Source organism: Streptomyces katrae (assembly GCF_000717655.1).
GTDB classification, from domain to species: Bacteria; Actinomycetota; Actinomycetes; order Streptomycetales; family Streptomycetaceae; genus Streptomyces; species Streptomyces katrae_B.
Map to the genome: position 1 here is coordinate 548,176 of NZ_JNZY01000010.1, position 16,735 is coordinate 564,910.

At 70.1% G+C, this 16,735-nt stretch carries 13 protein-coding genes; 7 read left to right on the top strand and 6 right to left on the bottom strand.

What is annotated here, in order from left to right; translation table 11 throughout:
* Window positions 1-2 precede the first annotated feature (2 nt).
* The gene (locus IF09_RS0116155; RefSeq protein WP_030296230.1) at window positions 3-989 is read right to left on the bottom strand and encodes an aldo/keto reductase; all 987 of its coding nucleotides are present in this window, start codon (window positions 987-989) and stop codon (window positions 3-5) included.
* 478 nt (window positions 990-1,467) lie between these two features.
* On the opposite strand from IF09_RS0116155, the gene cseB reads away from it, so the two are divergent.
* The 4 genes from cseB (at window position 1,468) to IF09_RS0116175 (ending at window position 6,963) form a co-directional block, all read left to right on the top strand.
* Complete coding sequence (cseB, locus tag IF09_RS0116160) at window positions 1,468-2,136, top strand: two-component system response regulator CseB (RefSeq protein ID WP_234321019.1); 669 nt, start codon at window positions 1,468-1,470, stop codon at window positions 2,134-2,136.
* A 5-nt stretch (window positions 2,137-2,141) separates the two neighbouring features.
* Entirely contained in the window at window positions 2,142-3,446 is a 1,305-nt protein-coding gene (locus IF09_RS0116165; RefSeq protein WP_030296235.1) for a sensor histidine kinase, read from the top strand.
* A gap of 101 nt (window positions 3,447-3,547) precedes the next feature.
* Window positions 3,548-4,333 carry an ABC transporter ATP-binding protein gene (locus IF09_RS0116170; protein ID WP_030296236.1) on the top strand — a complete coding sequence of 262 codons (786 nt, stop codon included), beginning with the start codon at window positions 3,548-3,550 and terminating at the stop codon, window positions 4,331-4,333.
* Window positions 4,334-4,398: 65 nt separating this feature from the next.
* A complete protein-coding gene (locus IF09_RS0116175; RefSeq protein WP_030296237.1) occupies window positions 4,399-6,963 on the top strand; it encodes an ABC transporter permease in 2,565 nt (854 codons plus the stop codon).
* A 59-nt stretch (window positions 6,964-7,022) separates the two neighbouring features.
* Here the strand turns inward: IF09_RS0116175 and IF09_RS46355 are convergent, their stop codons facing one another.
* The 3 genes from IF09_RS46355 to IF09_RS0116190 form a co-directional block, all read right to left on the bottom strand.
* Window positions 7,023-7,745, bottom strand: a complete 723-nt coding sequence (locus tag IF09_RS46355; RefSeq protein ID WP_037634921.1) for a DUF6461 domain-containing protein — start codon at window positions 7,743-7,745, stop codon at window positions 7,023-7,025.
* Window positions 7,746-7,842: 97 nt separating this feature from the next.
* A complete protein-coding gene (locus IF09_RS0116185) occupies window positions 7,843-8,451 on the bottom strand; it encodes a GNAT family N-acetyltransferase (RefSeq protein ID WP_030296239.1) in 609 nt (202 codons plus the stop codon).
* Between the two features lie 79 nt (window positions 8,452-8,530).
* Window positions 8,531-8,824 carry a hypothetical protein gene (locus IF09_RS0116190; protein WP_234321020.1) on the bottom strand — a complete coding sequence of 98 codons (294 nt, stop codon included), beginning with the start codon at window positions 8,822-8,824 and terminating at the stop codon, window positions 8,531-8,533.
* A gap of 475 nt (window positions 8,825-9,299) precedes the next feature.
* On the opposite strand from IF09_RS0116190, the gene IF09_RS0116195 reads away from it, so the two are divergent.
* The 3 genes from IF09_RS0116195 (at window position 9,300) to IF09_RS41770 (ending at window position 13,214) form a co-directional block, all read left to right on the top strand.
* Window positions 9,300-10,409, top strand: coding sequence for a sugar ABC transporter substrate-binding protein (locus IF09_RS0116195; RefSeq protein ID WP_030296244.1), 1,110 nt, complete (start codon window positions 9,300-9,302; stop codon window positions 10,407-10,409).
* 633 nt (window positions 10,410-11,042) lie between these two features.
* Entirely contained in the window at window positions 11,043-11,468 is a 426-nt protein-coding gene (locus IF09_RS0116200) for a hypothetical protein (RefSeq protein WP_158709989.1), read from the top strand.
* A gap of 624 nt (window positions 11,469-12,092) precedes the next feature.
* Window positions 12,093-13,214 (top strand): DUF6777 domain-containing protein, encoded by a 1,122-nt coding sequence (locus tag IF09_RS41770; RefSeq protein WP_051832517.1) that lies wholly within the window; start codon window positions 12,093-12,095, stop codon window positions 13,212-13,214.
* 800 nt (window positions 13,215-14,014) lie between these two features.
* Here IF09_RS41770 and IF09_RS0116215 read toward each other — a convergent pair.
* On the bottom strand, window positions 14,015-14,497 hold the full coding sequence (locus IF09_RS0116215; RefSeq protein ID WP_030296252.1) for a lamin tail domain-containing protein: 483 nt from the start codon (window positions 14,495-14,497) through the stop codon (window positions 14,015-14,017).
* A gap of 432 nt (window positions 14,498-14,929) precedes the next feature.
* Window positions 14,930-16,372 carry an MFS transporter gene (locus IF09_RS0116220; RefSeq protein WP_051832518.1) on the bottom strand — a complete coding sequence of 481 codons (1,443 nt, stop codon included), beginning with the start codon at window positions 16,370-16,372 and terminating at the stop codon, window positions 14,930-14,932.
* Between the last annotated feature and the right edge of the window lie 363 nt (window positions 16,373-16,735).

Here is a 16,735-nt window from a genome sequence, read left to right on the forward strand (position 1 = left end):
GTTCAGTTGTTGACGAAGGTGAGGCTGGTCGCGTCGTAGCGGGTGCCCGCGATCTCCGAGGGCGGGGCCGCGGCCTCGATGGCGGCGACGTCCTCGGAGGACAGCTCGACGGCCAGGGCCGCGAGGTTCTCCTCCAGGTACCGCTGCCGCCGCGTGCCGGGGATCGGCACCACGTCGTCGCCCCGGTGCTGCACCCAGGCCAGGGCGAGCTGGCCGGCGGTGACACCCTTCACCGCGGCCAGCTCGTTCAGCTTCGCGACGATCGCCAGGTTCCGCTCGAGGTTGCCGTCGGCGAACCGCGGCTGCGTGCGCCGTACGTCGTTCTCGGCCAGCCCCTCCACCGAGCTGTACCGGCCGGTCAGAAAACCGCGCCCCAACGGCGAGAACGGGACGAGGCCGATGCCGAGCTCGCGGCAGGCCGGGGCGATCTCCGCCTCCAGGTCGCGGGTCCACAGCGACCACTCGCTCTGCAGCGCGGTGATCGGGTGCACCGCGTGCGCCCGCCGGACGGTGGCCGCGCCGGCCTCCGACAGCCCGAGGTGACGGACCTTGCCGGCCTGCACCAGCTCGGCCATGGCGCCGACGGTCTCCTCGATCGGTACCTGCGGATCGACCCGGTGCTGGTAGTAGAGGTCGATGTGGTCGACCCCGAGCCGGCGCAGCGACGCCTCGCACGCCTGCCGTACGTAGGCGGCGTCGCCGCGGACCCGGACCGGCTCGCCGAGGCGGCTGGCGAAGCCGAACTTCGTGGCCAGCACCACCTCGTCGCGGCGCCCGGCGACGGCCCGTCCGACCAGCTCCTCGTTGTGCCCGGCGCCGTAGAAGTCGGCGGTGTCCAGGAAGGTCACCCCGAGGTCGAGGGCATGGTGCAGGGTCGCGATCGACTGTGTGTCGTCCGAGGCGCCGTAGCCGTGGCTCATGCCCATGCACCCCAGGCCTTGCGCGGAGACCGCCAGGTTGCCCAGGTGCCGGGTGGGGACATCGGTCATGGTGCTGCCTCCTGATCTGGGGATCATCTGCAAAGGACGCTAGGTGTTGGAGTGCGCTCCATGTCAACCGACGGCCCCGGGCGCCACGCTGCCCGCGTCCGGGATTTGTATCCGGCGCGTATCAGGCAGCGCTTGGTTGCCCATCGAAACGGTGGACGAGGCCTGGGCGATGAAGGCCCCCGGAGCGCCGGACGGCCGGGGAGCCGGCTGCCGTCCGAGCCCGGCCGCCCCTTCTGACCTGCGTGTTCTCGGATGGAGGCGTGCCCCGGAGGGCGATGCGCGTCCGGCGTGCGACGCAGTCGCCGCGTCCGTTGCCTGCCGTATCGTTCCTTTCAGGTCGCCGGCCGTGCGTGAGCGCACGCGGGACCGATGCCTCATCCGGCCCGCCCGAACAGGAGTCGTCCCCGTGTCCTCGCCCACCCCGGCTCCGGCCTCTCCGCGCCCCGTTCGGGTGCTGCTGGTGGAGGACGACGAGCTGATGCGCCGCTCCTTCGCCGTCGCCCTCGAGCGCTACGGCTACGTGGTGAAGGCGGCGGCCGACGGGCTCGCGGGGCTGGAACTCTTCCGCGACGACAGCTTCGACCTGCTGATCCTGGACGTGATGCTGCCCGCTCTGGACGGGATCGGCCTGTGCCGCAGGATCCGGGAAACCAGCTTGGTGCCGATCTTGATGATGTCCGCGCGCGGCGACGGGCTCGACGTCGTCGCCGGCCTGGAGGCCGGAGCGGACGACTACGTCGTCAAGCCCGTGGACACCTACGTACTCGTGGCACGCATCCGCTCGCTGCTGCGCCGGGCCACCTACGCGCCTGTGGCCGGAACCGGGCAGCCCGAGAGCGGGGCGGAGCCGTCGTGCGAGGGAAACCGGCTGGTCTTCGGGGATCTGGCCATCGACACCGGCGGCCTCGAGGTCTTCGTCTCCGGAAGCCCGGTGGCGCTCACCCCGACCGAGCTGAAGCTGCTGCTGGAGTTCGCCGCCCACCCGGGCGTCGTGCTCGAGCGGCACACCCTGCTGCGCAACGTCTGGGAGTACGGCTGGGACGGCGACAGCCGAGTCGTGGACCTGTGCGTGCAGCGGCTGCGCAGGAAACTGGGCCGAGACCGGATCGAGACGGTCCGCGGCTTCGGTTACAAGTTCAGGCGCTGAGGACGATGCCCCCCTTCCACCGGCTGCGGCCGGCCCGCGCGTCCCTGCGCCGGAAGATCGCCGCGCTGGCCGCGGCCACCGCCTGCCTGGTCGCGGCGGCGGTGGGTGTGCTGGTCCATCTGTGGACCGCGAGCGACATCCGCAGCCGGGCCGAACGGGATGCGTTCAACGCCGTCTACTCGGCCATGGACACCTACCGGCGTACCGGAACGCTGGCGGAGGGCGCCGAACTCGATCCCGCGGGCCTGCCCGACGCACTGCGCCACCCGGCCGACGGCAACCGGCATACGGCCTACGACGGATACGTCAACGGCAATCTGGGGCCGAGCGTCTGGGGCGCCCAGCGGGTCGGCGGACCCGGCACCCCGGTGCTGGCCGTCCAGTCCAACATGAGCTCGGACCTCCACGGGCTGCGCCGGCTCGACGTGAGCATGGCGGTCGCCTCCGTGGTCTCGCTCGCGGCGGCCGTACCGCTGGCGGTCTACGGGGCCGGGTTGCTCGGTCGCCGGCTGCGGCGCGTCTCGGAGACGGCGGTCCGGATCTCCGCCGGGGACCTCGACGCCCGTACCGGGCCGATCAAGGGCGGCGACGAGGTCGCCGACATCGCCGCCACCGTCGACCACATGGCCGACAGCCTCGGCCGACGGCTGCGTGCCGAGCGCCAGTTCACCGCGGACGTGGCCCACGAGCTGCGCACCCCGGTCGGCGGCCTGCTGGTCGCCACCGACCTGCTGCCGCCCGGTGAGACCGAGGACCTGCTCCGGAGCCGGGTACGGGACCTGCGCGGCCTGGTCGAGGACCTGCTGGAGATCTCCCGGCTGGACGCGGGCGCGGAGCAGCCGGTCCGCGCCCGTGTGCCGCTCGGCGCGGTCGTCCGCGAAGCCGTGGCCCGGACCGGACTCGACGCGGAGGTCATCGTCGCCGATGCGCAGGGCGCAGGGTCCGCAGAGCCCGTGGAGACCGACCCGCGCCGCCTCGAACGGATCGTCGGCAACCTCGTCGTCAACGCCCACCGGCACGGCGCGACCCCGGCCGGAGTCGCCGTCGAGGTCGCCGTCGAGGACCGTACGGTCGTCGTACGCGACCACGGCCCGGGCTTCCCCGCGGACCTGCTGCGCGACGGTCCGCGCCGCTTCCACACGGGTGCGGCGGAGCGCGGCTCCGGCCACGGGCTGGGCCTGACCATCGCCCTGGGCCAGGCCCGGCTCCTCGGCGCCGAGCTGCGCCTGGCCAACGCCCCGGACGGCGGCGCCGTCGCCACCCTGCGCCTGCCCCGCCCTGACGGGCCCGCCCACCACCTACAGAACTGATACGAAGCGACGCGGACGCCGATACACGGCCGCCCCGGCTCCGATACACGCCCCGGACACCCTTCGAAGTGCACCCATTGGCACCCGAAGAGGAGTCCCCCGTGACCGCCGCACCGTTCGACGCCCCCGCGCCGTATCCGACGACCGCCGGGATCGCGGCCGCCACCAGCGACCTGTCGAAGGTCTACGGCAGCGGCGACACCCGTGTCGTCGCCCTGGACCGGGTCAGCATCGCCTTCCGGGAGGGCGAGTTCACCGCGATCATGGGCCCATCCGGCTGCGGTAAGTCCACCCTGATGCACTGCGCCGCCGGGCTCGACTCGGTCAGCTCCGGATCCGTCCGTATCGGCACCACCGAACTGAGCACGCTGAACGACCGGCAGCTCACCGAGCTGCGCCGCGACCGCGTCGGCTTCGTCTTCCAGGCGTTCAACCTGCTGCCGACGCTGACCGCGCTGGAGAACATCACGCTGCCGCTGACCATCGCCGGACGCCGCCCCGACCTGCAGTGGCTGGACCGCGTCGTCTCCATGGTCGGCCTCTCCCAGCGCCTGGCCCACCGGCCCGGACAGCTCTCGGGCGGGCAGCAGCAGCGCGTCGCCGTGGCCCGGGCCCTGGTCTCCCGCCCCGCGATCATCTTCGGCGACGAGCCCACCGGCAACCTCGACTCCCGCGCCGGGGCCGAGGTCCTCGGCTTCCTGCGCGACTCGGTGCGCGAGCTCGGCCAGACCGTGGTCATGGTCACCCACGACCCCGTCGCCGCCGGCTACGCCGACCGCGTGGTCTTCCTCTCCGACGGCCGGCTGGAGGACGAGATGGTCCACCCCACCCCGGACCGGGTCCTGGACCGGATGAAGGCGTTCGACGCGCGCTCCCGCACCAGCTGACCCGGCCTCACGCCGACATCTGCGTCCACACATTCCCCGTACCTCCACGTCCCCGAAAGCTGCCCATGCTGAGAACAGCCCTGCGAAACGTCCTCGCGTACAAGGCCCGTCTGGTCATGACCGTCCTCGCGGTCTGCCTGGGTGTCGCGTTCGTCTGCGGCACCCTCGTCTTCGCGGAGTCCTCCGCCGCGGCCTACCGTGCCGCCGCGTCGAAGGACTTCGCGGACATCGCGGTCACCGTGACCCCGAAGGACTCCCCGCCCGGGGCCGCGGACGACAAGACCGGAGCACTCGACGACGCGCTCGTACGGAAGCTGGCCGGGGTGCCCGGTGTCGCCGCCGCGCGGCCCGCCGCCGACGGCTCGGCGACCCTCAACGGCGCGGACGGCGCTCCGCTGCGCGCCGGCAAGGCGTGGGCGAACCTGGCCGGCGCCTACGTACCGGGCAAGGACGGCAAGGACAGCCGCCATCCGCTGGTCAGGGGCCACGCCCCCCGGAACGGCGACGAACTCGCCGTGGACAGCGGCACCGCCGCCGCAGGCGGGTTCGGCATCGGCGACACCGTCACACTGGCCACCGACGGCCCGGTCATGAAGAAGCGGCTCGTGGGAATCGTCACCACCCGGGACACCCGGGTGACCGCGGGCGGCACCCTCGTCCTGTTCGACGAGGCGACCGCCCAGCAGCTGTTCGCGTCCCCGGGCCGGTACACCTCGATCGACCTGTCCGCCGCGCCCGGCACCGACCGGTCCACACTCTCCGAGCGGGTCACCGCCGTGCTCCCGGCCGACCGGGCCGAGGCCGTCAGCGGCGCCGCCCAGGCCACGCAGCAGGCCACGTACCTCGACACGCTGACCCGGGGCTACCAGAAGATGCCGATGATCTTCGCCGGGGTATCGCTGTTCATCGGCTCGTTCCTCATCGTCAACACCTTCACCATGCTCGTCTCCCGGCGTACCCGCGAGATCGCCCTGCTGCGGGCGATCGGCTCCTCGCGCCGCCAGGTGGTCCGCTCCACCCTCTGGGAGGCGTTCCTGGTCGGCCTCGCCGCGTCGGCGGCGGGGTTCCTGCTCGGCCTCGGCATCGCCTCCGTACTGCCCGACATCCTGAGCACCTCGCAGGACGCGCTGCCCCGCGGCCCCCTGGTGATCGGTCCGCTGCCCGTCGTGGCAGCGCTCGGCGTGGGCGTGGGCGTCACGGTGCTCGCCGCATGGCTGCCGTCCCGCAAGGCGGCCAAGGTCGCGCCCATCGAGGCACTGCGCTCGGCGGAGCAGCCGCCCACCGCCACCGCATCCCGGGTCCGCGGTGCGGTGGGGCTGGCCATGCTCGCCGTCGGAGCAGGGCTGCTGGTGTCGCTCATGGGGGCGAAGGACGCCTCGGTGGAGAACCTGCAGAACGCGATGTTCGGCTGCGCCCTCGTCGTCGTCGCCATGATCGTGCTGGCGCCGCTGCTCGCCGCCCCCGTGATCCGGCTGAGCGGACGGCTGCCCGGCCGCTTCGGGATCACCGGGCACCTCGCCCGCGAGAACGCGCTGCGTGACCCGCGGCGTACCGCGGCCACCGCCTCCGCCCTGATGATCAGTACGGCGCTGGTCGCCGGGCTCGCCGTCATCGGCAACTCCAGCGGGAGGGCCCTCGACCGGCAGGCCGCGGCCGGCCTCGGGGCCGACTACGTGATCAGCAGCCGTACGACGATGACGTCCATCGACCCGGCCGCCGAGAAGCGGGTGGCCGGCACCCCCGGGGTGAAGACGGCGGACGCCGTCGCGGACTCCGTCGTGTTCACCGCCCGCGGCGGTGTCCAGGGGATCGCCGGCGTCGACCCCGGCACCGTGAACGCCGTCATGAAGCTCGACTTCCTCAGCGGCTCACTGAAAGACCTCGGACCGGGCCGGATCGCCGTCTCCGGCACCACCGCCCGCGAACAGCACCTGAGCACCGGCAGCCGGCTCGACGCCCGCATCGGCCGCAGCCAGGAGCTCGAGCAGTACACCGTCGTCGGCGTCTACGAGGACAACCCCACCGCCGGGGAGGTACTGGGCGACCGCACCGAGGTCCAGCAGCACAGCTTCAAGACCGGCACCATCCAGCGGATCCTCGTCCGCACCGAAAGCGGCGCCGTCTCCGCGGCCACGGAGGACCGGCTGCGCACCGCAGTGGGCAACAGCCCGCTGGTACAGGTGAAGGACCGGAAGGAAATCGTCCAGGAGGCCGCCGGCTCCCTGGGGAACCTGCTGACCCTGATGTACGGGCTGCTCGCCATCGGCGCCGTGATCTCCGCACTCGGCATCGTCAACACCCTGGCCATGTCGGTTTCGGAACGCACCCGGGAGATCGGGGTACTGCGCGCCATGGGCATGGAGCGCAGCGGTATCCGGCGGATGATCCGCCTGGAGTCGGTGACCGTCGCCGCCTTCGGCACGCTCCTGGGCCTGGCGGGCGGGCTGTTCGGAGCCTGGACGGTCGGCGCTCTGGCCAACGGTGCGATGACTCAGTACTCCTTGGCCCTGCCCTGGGGGACGCTGCTCCTCGTGTGCCTGCTGTCCCTCACGATCGGCGCGATCGCGGCAGCCGTCCCGGCCCGCCGAGCCGCTGCCCTGAGCCCGCTGGAGGCCGTCGCGGAGATGTGACGCGCACGGACCGGGGGCCGGGCCCGCAGGCCCGGCCCCGGTTCCGGTCGGGTGCACGGTCAGAGCTGTGTCCGGTCGATGTTCAGGTACGTCCGCTCGCCGTGCGCATCGGTGATGTCGATCGTGAGGCCCGTCCATTCCCGGACGGGCTCCTCCGGTACCTCCGCCACTCGGTACCCGGCCTCGGCCAGCAGCTCCTCCGTCACCCGGACGCCCGTGAGGCGCTCGGTCAGCGCGAGGACCGCCGCCTTCTGATCGATGCCGGGATCCTCGTCACCGGTGGGGTCGAGACCGACCTGCCTCATCACGCCGTTCAGTTCGTCGGGAGTACTGCCGGTCCTGTCCGCGGGCCACTCGAACGTCGTCCGCAGCTCTCCGTCCTCGTACCAGTGGAAGAAATCCATGGGCTTCCCCCCGTTGCTCGAATGCGAGACGGCACGCGTCCCGGCGGAGAGCGCCTCCATGAGCCGCGCGCGCGTGCCCAGATCGCCTCCGAACTCCAGAGCCAGAGTCCAGTCCCCTCCTTCGCCCCGGACGGTGAACGCTCCTGCGAGGAAGGCCTCGGGCCATTGCTCGTACTCGTCCAAGAACCCCTGCTGCTCGTGGATCAGCGCGTCCAGGCCGGCGCATTCACCGCGAGGCTCGGCCCCGACGATCCGGAACACCTCCGAAGGCGAGACTCCCCGTACCAGCGTCAGGGTGTAACCGACCTCCAGTGCATAGGCGAACAGTGAGGACGAGGAACGTATCCAGCCGTAATCGGCGGCGGTGGCAGAAGACATGGACCGCATCCTGCCAGCGACCTCTGACACGCCGGGGGCCGAGAACCGCAGCCCACTGCTCAGCAGGCTGCGGGCCCTCGCGGGTGTGGGGAAGACCTCAGGCGTCGGCCGCGTGGCGCGGCTCGCGGCGCATCGGCCACAGGGTCGGTCCGCCGCCCGGGAGCCGGAACTCGCCGAGCACCGTGAAGCCGAAGTGCTCGTAGACGGGCAGGTTGGACGGCTTGGAGGACTCCAGGTACGTCGGCAGGCCCGCCGCGTCCGCCTTGGCGAGGCCGGAGCGGAGGAGGGCGGCTCCGTGCCCCTGACCCTGCGCGGCCGGGTCCGCGCCGACCACGGCCAGGTACCAGTGCGGCTCCTGGGGTCCGTTCCCGGCGGCCGCCGCCACGGCTTCGCGGAACAGCGGAGCCCGGTCGCCGAGGATCTCCTCGAGCTCCCGGATGGTCTCCGCGTCGGGAACGGCCTTGTCCTGTGCGCCCGGCGGCACCCAGAAGGCCGCCGCCGCCCCGGTGCGTTCGCATACGCCGTGCCGGCCGTACTGCCGTGTGAAGAGCGTGCTGAAGTAGCGGCCCAGACACGCCTCGCGCGTGGCGTCGTCGGGGAAGAACCAGCGCATCATCGGGTCATCGTCGAAGGCGAGGGCCAGGGTGCGGCCGATCGGTGAAGCGTCGTCGATCGATGCCGTCTTGGGAGTGTTTGTTATCGACATACCGGCCATTCTGTACCCGATGATCATCGACGGGCCGAGCGGGTCCCGGCTCCAGCCACAGCCGCCGCACCGGAAATGGTCAGGGGATCATCACGCAGTGGTTCTCGATCACCCTGCCACTGCGGTCCAGGCCACCGCAGACGGCCAGCCGCGGATACGCCCTGAACTCCCGGTTGACGACGAACCGGGCCTGCGACACGCCCGCCCTGCTCCCCCGGTAGTCGCCCACGAAGGCGCGCAGCGTCCCCGGCAGACCCTCCCTGGTGGTGACGGTGATGTCCTGGACGTAATCGCGCCCCTGATAGGCGGTGGCCACACAGATGTAGGTCCCGCACGTGGACTTGACCTCGGCGCTCGCCGGTGCTGCGGTCACCAACGCCGAAGCGCAGGCTGCGGCGAGGGCCGCTGCGACCGTCGCCAATCGGCGGCGCGTGGGTGCCACCGACCGGTCCCTCTTCTGGCGTGCGTACATCACGGGATCCCCTCCAAGCTGTGATGGCCGACTGCAAGACGTGTCCACGGTGTCACGTTCGGTTCCGTCGTGGCGTCCGGCGGCGCCGATCGGTCGGCGTTGGGGGCGAATTTTCACACCGCCTCTACAGACCGTCCCCGACGTTCGAGTGTCGACAGGCGGTCAGGGTCCGGGGTGGCTTCTTCAAAAATTGAACCGGTATCAGCGCGTCAATCGGGCTGAAAAGATCCACTAATGACGGGATTGCCAGGATACGGAGCGTGATGGCAACGTTGCCATCTCGTTAATAGTTCACTTCTTGACGGTGATGTCGTCGCCGAGTTGACTGCGTCTACCTCGGCCGCAAGTACAGGGCCTCGTCAGGGAGGTTTACATCGTGAACACATATCTGGGTCGAGTCGCCGTTGCAGTTGCTGCTTCCGCGATCACCGTCTCGCTCACTGCCTGCGGCAGCTCGGACGACGATGCCGACGGGAGACCCGGGGGGTCGGCGGTGGGCGATGCGGTCAAGGTCGGCCTCCTGCTTCCCGAGGACCAGACGGCGCGCTACGAGAAGTTCGACAAGCCGCTGATCGAGAAGGAAGTCGGCAAGTTCACGCGAGGCAAGGGCAAAGTGGTCTATGCCAACGCCAAGCAGGACGCCGCCGCCCAGAATGCCCAGGTGGAAGCGATGATTGCCGACAAGGTGCATGTCCTCATCGTCGACGCGGTGGACGCCAAGGCCATCGCCGGCTCGGTCAAGAAGGCCAAGGACGCGGGCATTCCGGTCATCGCCTACGACCGCCTGGCGGAAGGGCCGATCGACGCCTACACCTCCTTCGACAACGAAGACGTAGGCAAGGTCCAGGGCAAGGCGCTGCTGGAGGCGCTGGGCGACAAGGCCAAGGACGGCCAAATCGTCATGGTGAACGGCTCGGTCACCGACCCGAACGCCAAACTCTTCAAGTCCGGTGCGCACTCCGTCCTCGACGGCAAGGTTAATGTCGGCAAGGAGTACGACACCGTCGACTGGAAGCCGGAGAACGCCCATGCGAACATGGCGGCCGCCCTGTCGGCGCTGGGCAAGGGGAAAATCGTCGGCGTCTACTCCGCCAACGACGGAATGGCCGGAGGCGTCATCACCGCCCTCAAGGCGGCCGGAATCTCCAACCTGCCCCCGGTCACGGGCCAGGACGCCGAACTGGCCGGTGTGCAGCGGATCGTCGCGGGCGAGCAGTACATGACCGTCTACAAGCGGTACGCGCCGGAGGCTGCGGCCGCCGCGGAGATGGCCGTTGCCCTCGCCAAGGGCGAGAAGATCGACGGAATCATCAACCAGATCGTCAACAGCCCGACCATGAAGGGCGTACCCTCGGTCCTCGTCCCGGGCGTGGCCCTGAACAGGAACAACGTGAAGTCCACCGTGGTCGACGACGGCGTCTACACGGTCGACGAGATCTGCACCGACAAGCTCAAGGCCGCGTGTGAAGAGATCGGCCTGAAGTAGCAGGACCCGGGGTCCGGCCAGCGTGCACACCCCGGATCCCGCCTCAGCGCGGGCGCTCACCTCGAGTCGCTCGGTGGGGTCCAGGCGGGCCACACCGGCATGGGGTACCGAGGTGCGCGCCGCCTGCTTGCTTCGCGCGCGAGGAAGATGATTCCCGAGGCGACCGTCGCGGTGAACGACAGCACCACGATGGCGGGCCGCCAGATGCTGGATGCTCCCACCAGCTGGAGCCACACCGCTGGCGAAGCTGCCGCCACGACCAGCAGCCACGCGACCCTGGCCCCACGTGACAGCCTGCCGCTCACCGCGACGAACGCGCACCCGAGCGCCGCGGTTCCCGCAGGCCATACTGTCAGAGCCTTTGAACGCGTTCAACGGCGGCTGCGGCCTCTCGCTGGGCGGCGAGGAAGCGTCGGGCCGGGCCGGGCCTCACCGGCCGGCGGCAGCTTCTACCAAGATCGGTTCCAGGGGTCAAGCCACGTATTCGAGTGGCGTGACGCACACGCCCCTGCAGGGTTTATTTGGAGTACGCCCTCACCGGGAACTCCCGGAGGACACGGGGCCGGAACATAATCCCGGGCCTTTTCTGCGGGGCGGAATGCAAACCCTTTTGATACCGAATGGAGAATTCTCATGTCTGAGCGTTTTTGGACCCGTCGTATCGTCCTGGCCGGAGCTTCCGTTGCGCTGGTCGGTGGTGGCATCGCACTGCCGGCGACCGCGATGGCCGCACCCGTCGCCGCCCCGCAGCAGGCCGTCAGCCTCCTCCAGGACGACAGCGCTGACGGAATCGGTACCGGCGGCGACGCCAACGCCGAGAACACCACCGTCGGCGGTACCGCCAAGGGCGGCGATGCCTCCACCGGCGTCGGCAACTGCAAGGGCAAGTGCGTGATCACCACCGGTAATGCGCGTGGCGGTGACGCCAGTGCCGATGCCATCAACACGGGCGATGCGACCGCCGTGGGCGGCGATGGCACGGGCAAGGGTGGCCAGGTGAACAAGCAGAACATCAAGCTGCAGGTCAAGGAAAACCTGAAGCAGAAGCTCGGTCGGTGAGGTCTGACTGTCCACACTGGGAACCGCGCCACACAGCAGTAGCCGGAGAGGCCGTGGGCCTCTCCGGCTACTGCTGCTTGTGGCGGAGGGGCCGGGGCGGCTGCGCCTGCCGCGGGGCCCACGAACGGCGGTCGTCAAGTCACGAAAACTCGGAACGTGACGCGAACCGGAGCGGAGGGCTTACTCAAGACATGGGCTCACGCGCACCGGCTGGCCCCCACCCCGTCACACACGTGGGGCGGGCCCGTCCGGCCGTCTTCTTCATCTTTTTTAGCGGGAGCGAAATTTCCAATATTCACGCCTCCGGGAGCCGGAGGTCATACTGGCGAATAGGAGCAAGCACATGCGAATGACCATTGTTTTCCCGATGTCCCCTGTCGGGGGGAGTGTGTCGTGAGTTCCCTACCTCCTTCGTCCGAGCGCCCCACCGGGCCCCCGTCCGGACCTCTGTCCGGCCGGCCGACAGACGAGCACGCTCCGCCTCCGGGGCTTCCGCCGCCTCCTGGGCCCCCCGGGCCGCCGACCGTCAGTGGCGAGCCGGGTGAGCCCGGCCGGGGCCGCGGCAGGTCGCCTCGCGGGTGGCGGTCGCGCAGAACAGTTCTGAGTGCCGCAACCGCCGTTGCGATGGCCACGGCGGTGGTTCTCGCCTTCACCGTCATGGGCGGGAACAAGGCGGTCGGCGGAGAGGTCTTCCTGCAGGCCGCCTCGGCGGCCGGCCCGGACCCGTTCACCCCCTCGACGGCCGCGGACTCCGCGGACTCCGGAGTCGTACCCGTAGCTGCTGCCCAGTCGAAGGGCGGCGCGGCCGGTACCCGCACCCTCGAGGTCAACGGGGCGTACCCGGGGCTCTACGGGGGCACGCGGAACCTCGCGAGCTGCGACGTCGAAAAGCAGATCCAGTTCCTGACCCAGCACACGGACAAGGGCAAGGCCTTCGCCGCCCCCTTGAGCATCAAGCAGCCCGAGATCCCCTCCTACCTGCGGTCGCTGACTCCGGTCCGGCTCGGCTGGGACACCCGGGTCACCAACCACGGGTACAAGAACGCCGCGCCGACCAGCTATCAGGCGGTCCTGCAAGCCGGCACACCCGTCCTGGTCGACGACCGCGGCGTACCTCGCGTCCGCTGTGCTTGCGGCAACCCGCTGGCCCCGCCCGTCGCCGTCAAGGGCAAGCAGACGTACAGCGGCAAGGAGTGGTCCTCGTTCCAGTCCTCCGACCTCGTTGCGGTCAAGCCAGCCGCGCAGCCGGTGAAGACGGTCACGATGTTCGATCACGACCGCAAGGGCTGGTACGAGCGGTCGAGCGGCGACGTGCAGGGCAAGCACGACCACGTCGTCCCGCCCCCGAAGGGCCAAACCCCCGACTCGGCGTACCCGGTCCTGCCCCCGCCCCATTCGGGATCGGCGGAGAGGCTCCCCGAGAAGGACAAGGGCAGGCAGCAGGAAAAGGAAACGGACGAGGGGCCCCAGACGGGCCAGAATCCTGCCGAGAAGGGCAGGAACCAGGTCCCGGAAAAGGGCACGAACCAGGTGCCTCACAAGGAGACGAACAAGGTCCCGGAGAAGGACACGGACAAGGCGCCTGAGAAGAAGCCGGACCAGGTCCCTGAAAAGGGAACGCGCGTGAACCCTGAGGAGGGCACGGACAAGGTTCCTCAGAGGGAGACGGACAAGGTTCCTAAGGACGAGACGGACAAGGTCCCTCCGAAGGAGACCGAGAAGGTTCCTAAGGACGAAGGTTCCTAAGGACGAGACCGACAAGGCTCCGAAGAACGAGACGGACAAGGTTCCTCCGAAGGAGACGGACAAGGTCCCGAAGAACGAGACCGACAAGGTTCCTCAGAAGGAGACGGACAAGGTTCCTAAGGACGAGACGGACAAGGTTCCTCCGAAGGAGACGGACAAGGTCCCGAAGAACGAGACGGACAAGGTTCCTAAGGACGAGACTGACAAGGCTCCGAAGAACGAGACGGACAAGGTCCCTCCGAAGGAGACCGACAAGGTCCCGAAGAACGAGACGGACAAGGTTCCTAAGGACGAGACGGACAAGGTCCCTCCGAAGGAGACCGACAAGGCTCCGAAGAACGAGACCGACAAGGTCCACCCTCAGAAGGAGACCGACAAGGCTCCGAAGAACGAGACGGACAAGGTCCCTCAGAAGGAGACCGACAAGGTCCCTGAGACGGGGACCGGTCAGAACTCCGAGAAGGAGTCGGGCCAGAACCCCGGTGAGGACCGGGGTCAGAATCCCAGTCACGAGCAGGGCAACAGCGAGCAAGGCGGCAACGAGCAGGGCAACAGCGAGCAGTCCGGATGACCCTGCGGTCCAGGCGCCTGGGGGCACATCGGCCGGCATGGCCAACACCGGACGGCGACCCCGGTGGTCAGAAGTGCACAGCGGCGTGCGAAGGCGGCGGTCCGCCCCACACGAAGACGGCGTGCCCCGGCTGGATCGCCAGGACACGCCGTTCGCGGTAGGCCGGCAGCTCACATTCCCCTCGGCGTGGCTGCCGGCCCGGTCAGCCCGTCAGGGCAGCAGGTCCGCGTCAGCCGTGGCGGTGGTGCCGGCGGCCGTCCCACGACTCGCTGTCGACGACGTTGCCGCGGTTGTCGCGGAGCGTCGCGCTGTCGCGCGCGTCCCACACCTGGTCACGACGGTCCTGGTAGACGTCGTGGCGGGTGTCGCGGCCCTTGCCCGTGTGGACCTTGACGCTGGAACGGCCGTCCAGGCGGAAGTCGTTGAAGCGGTAGCGGTTGCCCTGCCGGTCGGTGAGGGTGAAGCCGCGCAGGTTGACGCTGTGGCGGCCGGTGTTCTTGACCTCGACCCATTCCCCGTTCAGGGCACGGGCGGAGCGGTCGTTGCGACCGGGGCTGTCGTACTGGACGTCGCCGATGACGATCGAGGAGTGCGGGGCCCGGTGGTCACGCCTGTGGTCGTCGGCGGCAGCCGGCAGGGCGGCGGCGCCGATCAGGGCGCCTGCTGCCAGGAATGTGGCGACTACGCGGCGGGTGGCGGGAGAAGCAGACATGTAGATGACCCCTTCAACAGACAGCGGCCCGTCCCGGCTCGTACGAGGCGGGTGGGCTCCGAACAGTTCCCGGCGTCCTGCCGAGGAGCCACACTTTGGCCCGGAACCGCCACCAAAAGCCACTAACTCAGCGCGTGTTGCGCAATACGGATATACCAGTGACTCTCGCTTGTAGCGGACATGTGTCATGGCTGCGCTGACGCGGACGGCGCGAGCGCGGGCATCGGGCCGTGGGACGCCTGGGGCCGGAGGCTTTCCCTGGTCAATGGCCTTTCCTCGGGGTGTCCTTCGTTCTTGCGCCGAATGGGTTCAGGGCCTTGTAACAGCCACTTACACCACTTCTTCGTACCTGCTCACGCGAACGGTTCTGGTGTGCGAAGGCGAGCGCGTTTCAGTGGCGGCACCTCGCGCCCCCGCTCCGTGGGCTGGGCGTCAGAGCGAAGGCAGGCGGGTCGTCGGCGCCGGGGCGGGTTTCCGCGGCGTGCGGACCAGCGGGAGCAGGGAAGCCGCGCCCGCGAGCGACAGCAGCGCCGCGGCCCTCAGCACGCTTTCGATGGCCGATCCGTCTGAGGCCGCCTGCTGCTCCGAGCCGCTCAGGACCTCGAGGACGGTCGCCGCCACCGCCACGGCGACCGCGCCCAGCAGGACGAGCGAGGTCAGCACCAGTCCGGAGGCGGCGGCGAGGCGGCTCGACGGAACGTACGACTGGGTGGCCACGCTGGTCAGCGCCCAGCCGAGTCCGAGCCCGATGCCCACGACCGCGAACACGGCTGTGTAGAGGGCGAGCGGGCCCGCCCAGGTCAGCGCCAGGATGCTGGCTCCGCTCAACAGCAGCCCGCCGGCCATCAGCGCTTCGGGGCGCCTGCGCTGGGCGAGGTGGCCGGACCAGTAGCTGGCTGCCCCGGCACCGACGGACAGCGCGAGGAACACCAGCCCCGCGTCCAGCGGGGAGAGACCGCGGACCTGCTGGAGGTAGAGCGCGGAGAGGACCGCCACGAGGCAGTACCCGATGTTGGACACGCAACCGGCGAGGGTGACGGTCACGAACGGGACGTTGTGCAGCAGAGACAGGTCCAGCAGCGGTTCGGCGGTCCGGCGTTCGATCGCGGTGAACAGGATCAGCAGCAGCGCACCGGCGGCGAGGCAGGCCAGCGTCACGGCTGAGGCCCAGCCCCAGCGGCCACCCTGGTCGACGGCGATCATGACCGCGGTGAGACCACCCGCCACGGTGACGGCTCCGGGCAGGTCCAGGCCGTTGCCGGCCTCTTCGTCGCGGGTGTCGGTGACGAACCGCAGCATCAGGAAAGCCGCGACGGCGCAGACCGGCACGTTCAGCAGGAACACCGCCCGCCAGCTGATGTGCTCGGCGAATACGCCGCCCACGAACGGCCCGAGAGCGACACCGATCGCGCTGAAGGCCAGCACCGTGCCGACCGCGCGGCCCTGCCGGTCGTCGCGGAAGTAGGCGCTGACGACCGCCACGGCCACGGGGAAGATCAACGCGGCCGTGGCACCCTGCACCACCCGCGCCACGACCAGCCAGACCTCGTTCTGCGCGGCGCTGCACACGACGGACACGAGGCCGAAGCCGACCAGCCCCCACACGATGACCGTGCGCCGCCCGTGGACGTCGGCGGCCCTCCCGCCCGTGATCATCAGTGCCCCCAGGGCCAGCATGTAGCCGCTGACCAGCCACTGCAGATTCGTGGTCGGGGTGGAGAAGTCCCGGGCGATCACCGGCAGCATCAGGTTGAGGGCGAACCAGTCCATCTGGACCAGGAGCATGGACAGCGAGGCGGCCGCGATGACCGCGCGATCGCGGCCGGAGAACAGCCGGCGGCCGGGCGACCTGGTGTCCGCCTTGCCCACGCTCATCGACACGTCCCGTCCGGAGCCCCCGCCACCCCACCCCCACCAGCATGCGCCCACGTGCGGCGCCGGGCACCCGGCGGGGCGGGCGTCCCGGACGCCGCCCGGACCGCTCCGCTCCCTCGTGAGCAAGGAGGACGGTGGGGTGAATCCGGGGTACTTCGTCGTCACCAACGGGGTGGTTCAGGTCCTCTGTTGGCCTCCGGAGTGCGTACTCCGGCTGCTTCGTCGCGCCTGAGCCGGGGCCTCGTCGGGTGTCGGCGAGACGGACCCGTGGGTTGTCGTGGTGCATGCGGATGCCGGAGGGGCGGTGGGCCTCTCCGGCGTCTGCTGTGTGGGGCGGGTTGGGGTGGGTGGTTGTCACTTGCC

What these genes read in the sequence shown, in the direction of transcription:
- IF09_RS41770 (WP_051832517.1), top strand. Translation starts at nt 12,093, where the DNA reads ATGGCCACGGCGGTGGTTCTCGCCTTCACCGTCATGGGCGGGAACAAG.
- IF09_RS0116200 (WP_158709989.1), top strand. Translation starts at nt 11,043, where the DNA reads ATGTCTGAGCGTTTTTGGACCCGTCGTATCGTCCTGGCCGGAGCTTCC.
- IF09_RS46355 (WP_037634921.1), bottom strand. Translation starts at nt 7,745, where the DNA reads ATGTCTTCTGCCACCGCCGCCGATTACGGCTGGATACGTTCCTCGTCC.
- IF09_RS0116155 (WP_030296230.1), bottom strand. Translation starts at nt 989, where the DNA reads ATGACCGATGTCCCCACCCGGCACCTGGGCAACCTGGCGGTCTCCGCG.
- IF09_RS0116185 (WP_030296239.1), bottom strand. Translation starts at nt 8,451, where the DNA reads ATGTCGATAACAAACACTCCCAAGACGGCATCGATCGACGACGCTTCA.
- IF09_RS0116215 (WP_030296252.1), bottom strand. Translation starts at nt 14,497, where the DNA reads ATGTCTGCTTCTCCCGCCACCCGCCGCGTAGTCGCCACATTCCTGGCA.
- cseB (WP_234321019.1), top strand. Translation starts at nt 1,468, where the DNA reads ATGCGCCGCTCCTTCGCCGTCGCCCTCGAGCGCTACGGCTACGTGGTG.
- IF09_RS0116175 (WP_030296237.1), top strand. Translation starts at nt 4,399, where the DNA reads ATGCTGAGAACAGCCCTGCGAAACGTCCTCGCGTACAAGGCCCGTCTG.
- IF09_RS0116220 (WP_051832518.1), bottom strand. Translation starts at nt 16,372, where the DNA reads ATGAGCGTGGGCAAGGCGGACACCAGGTCGCCCGGCCGCCGGCTGTTC.
- IF09_RS0116165 (WP_030296235.1), top strand. Translation starts at nt 2,142, where the DNA reads ATGCCCCCCTTCCACCGGCTGCGGCCGGCCCGCGCGTCCCTGCGCCGG.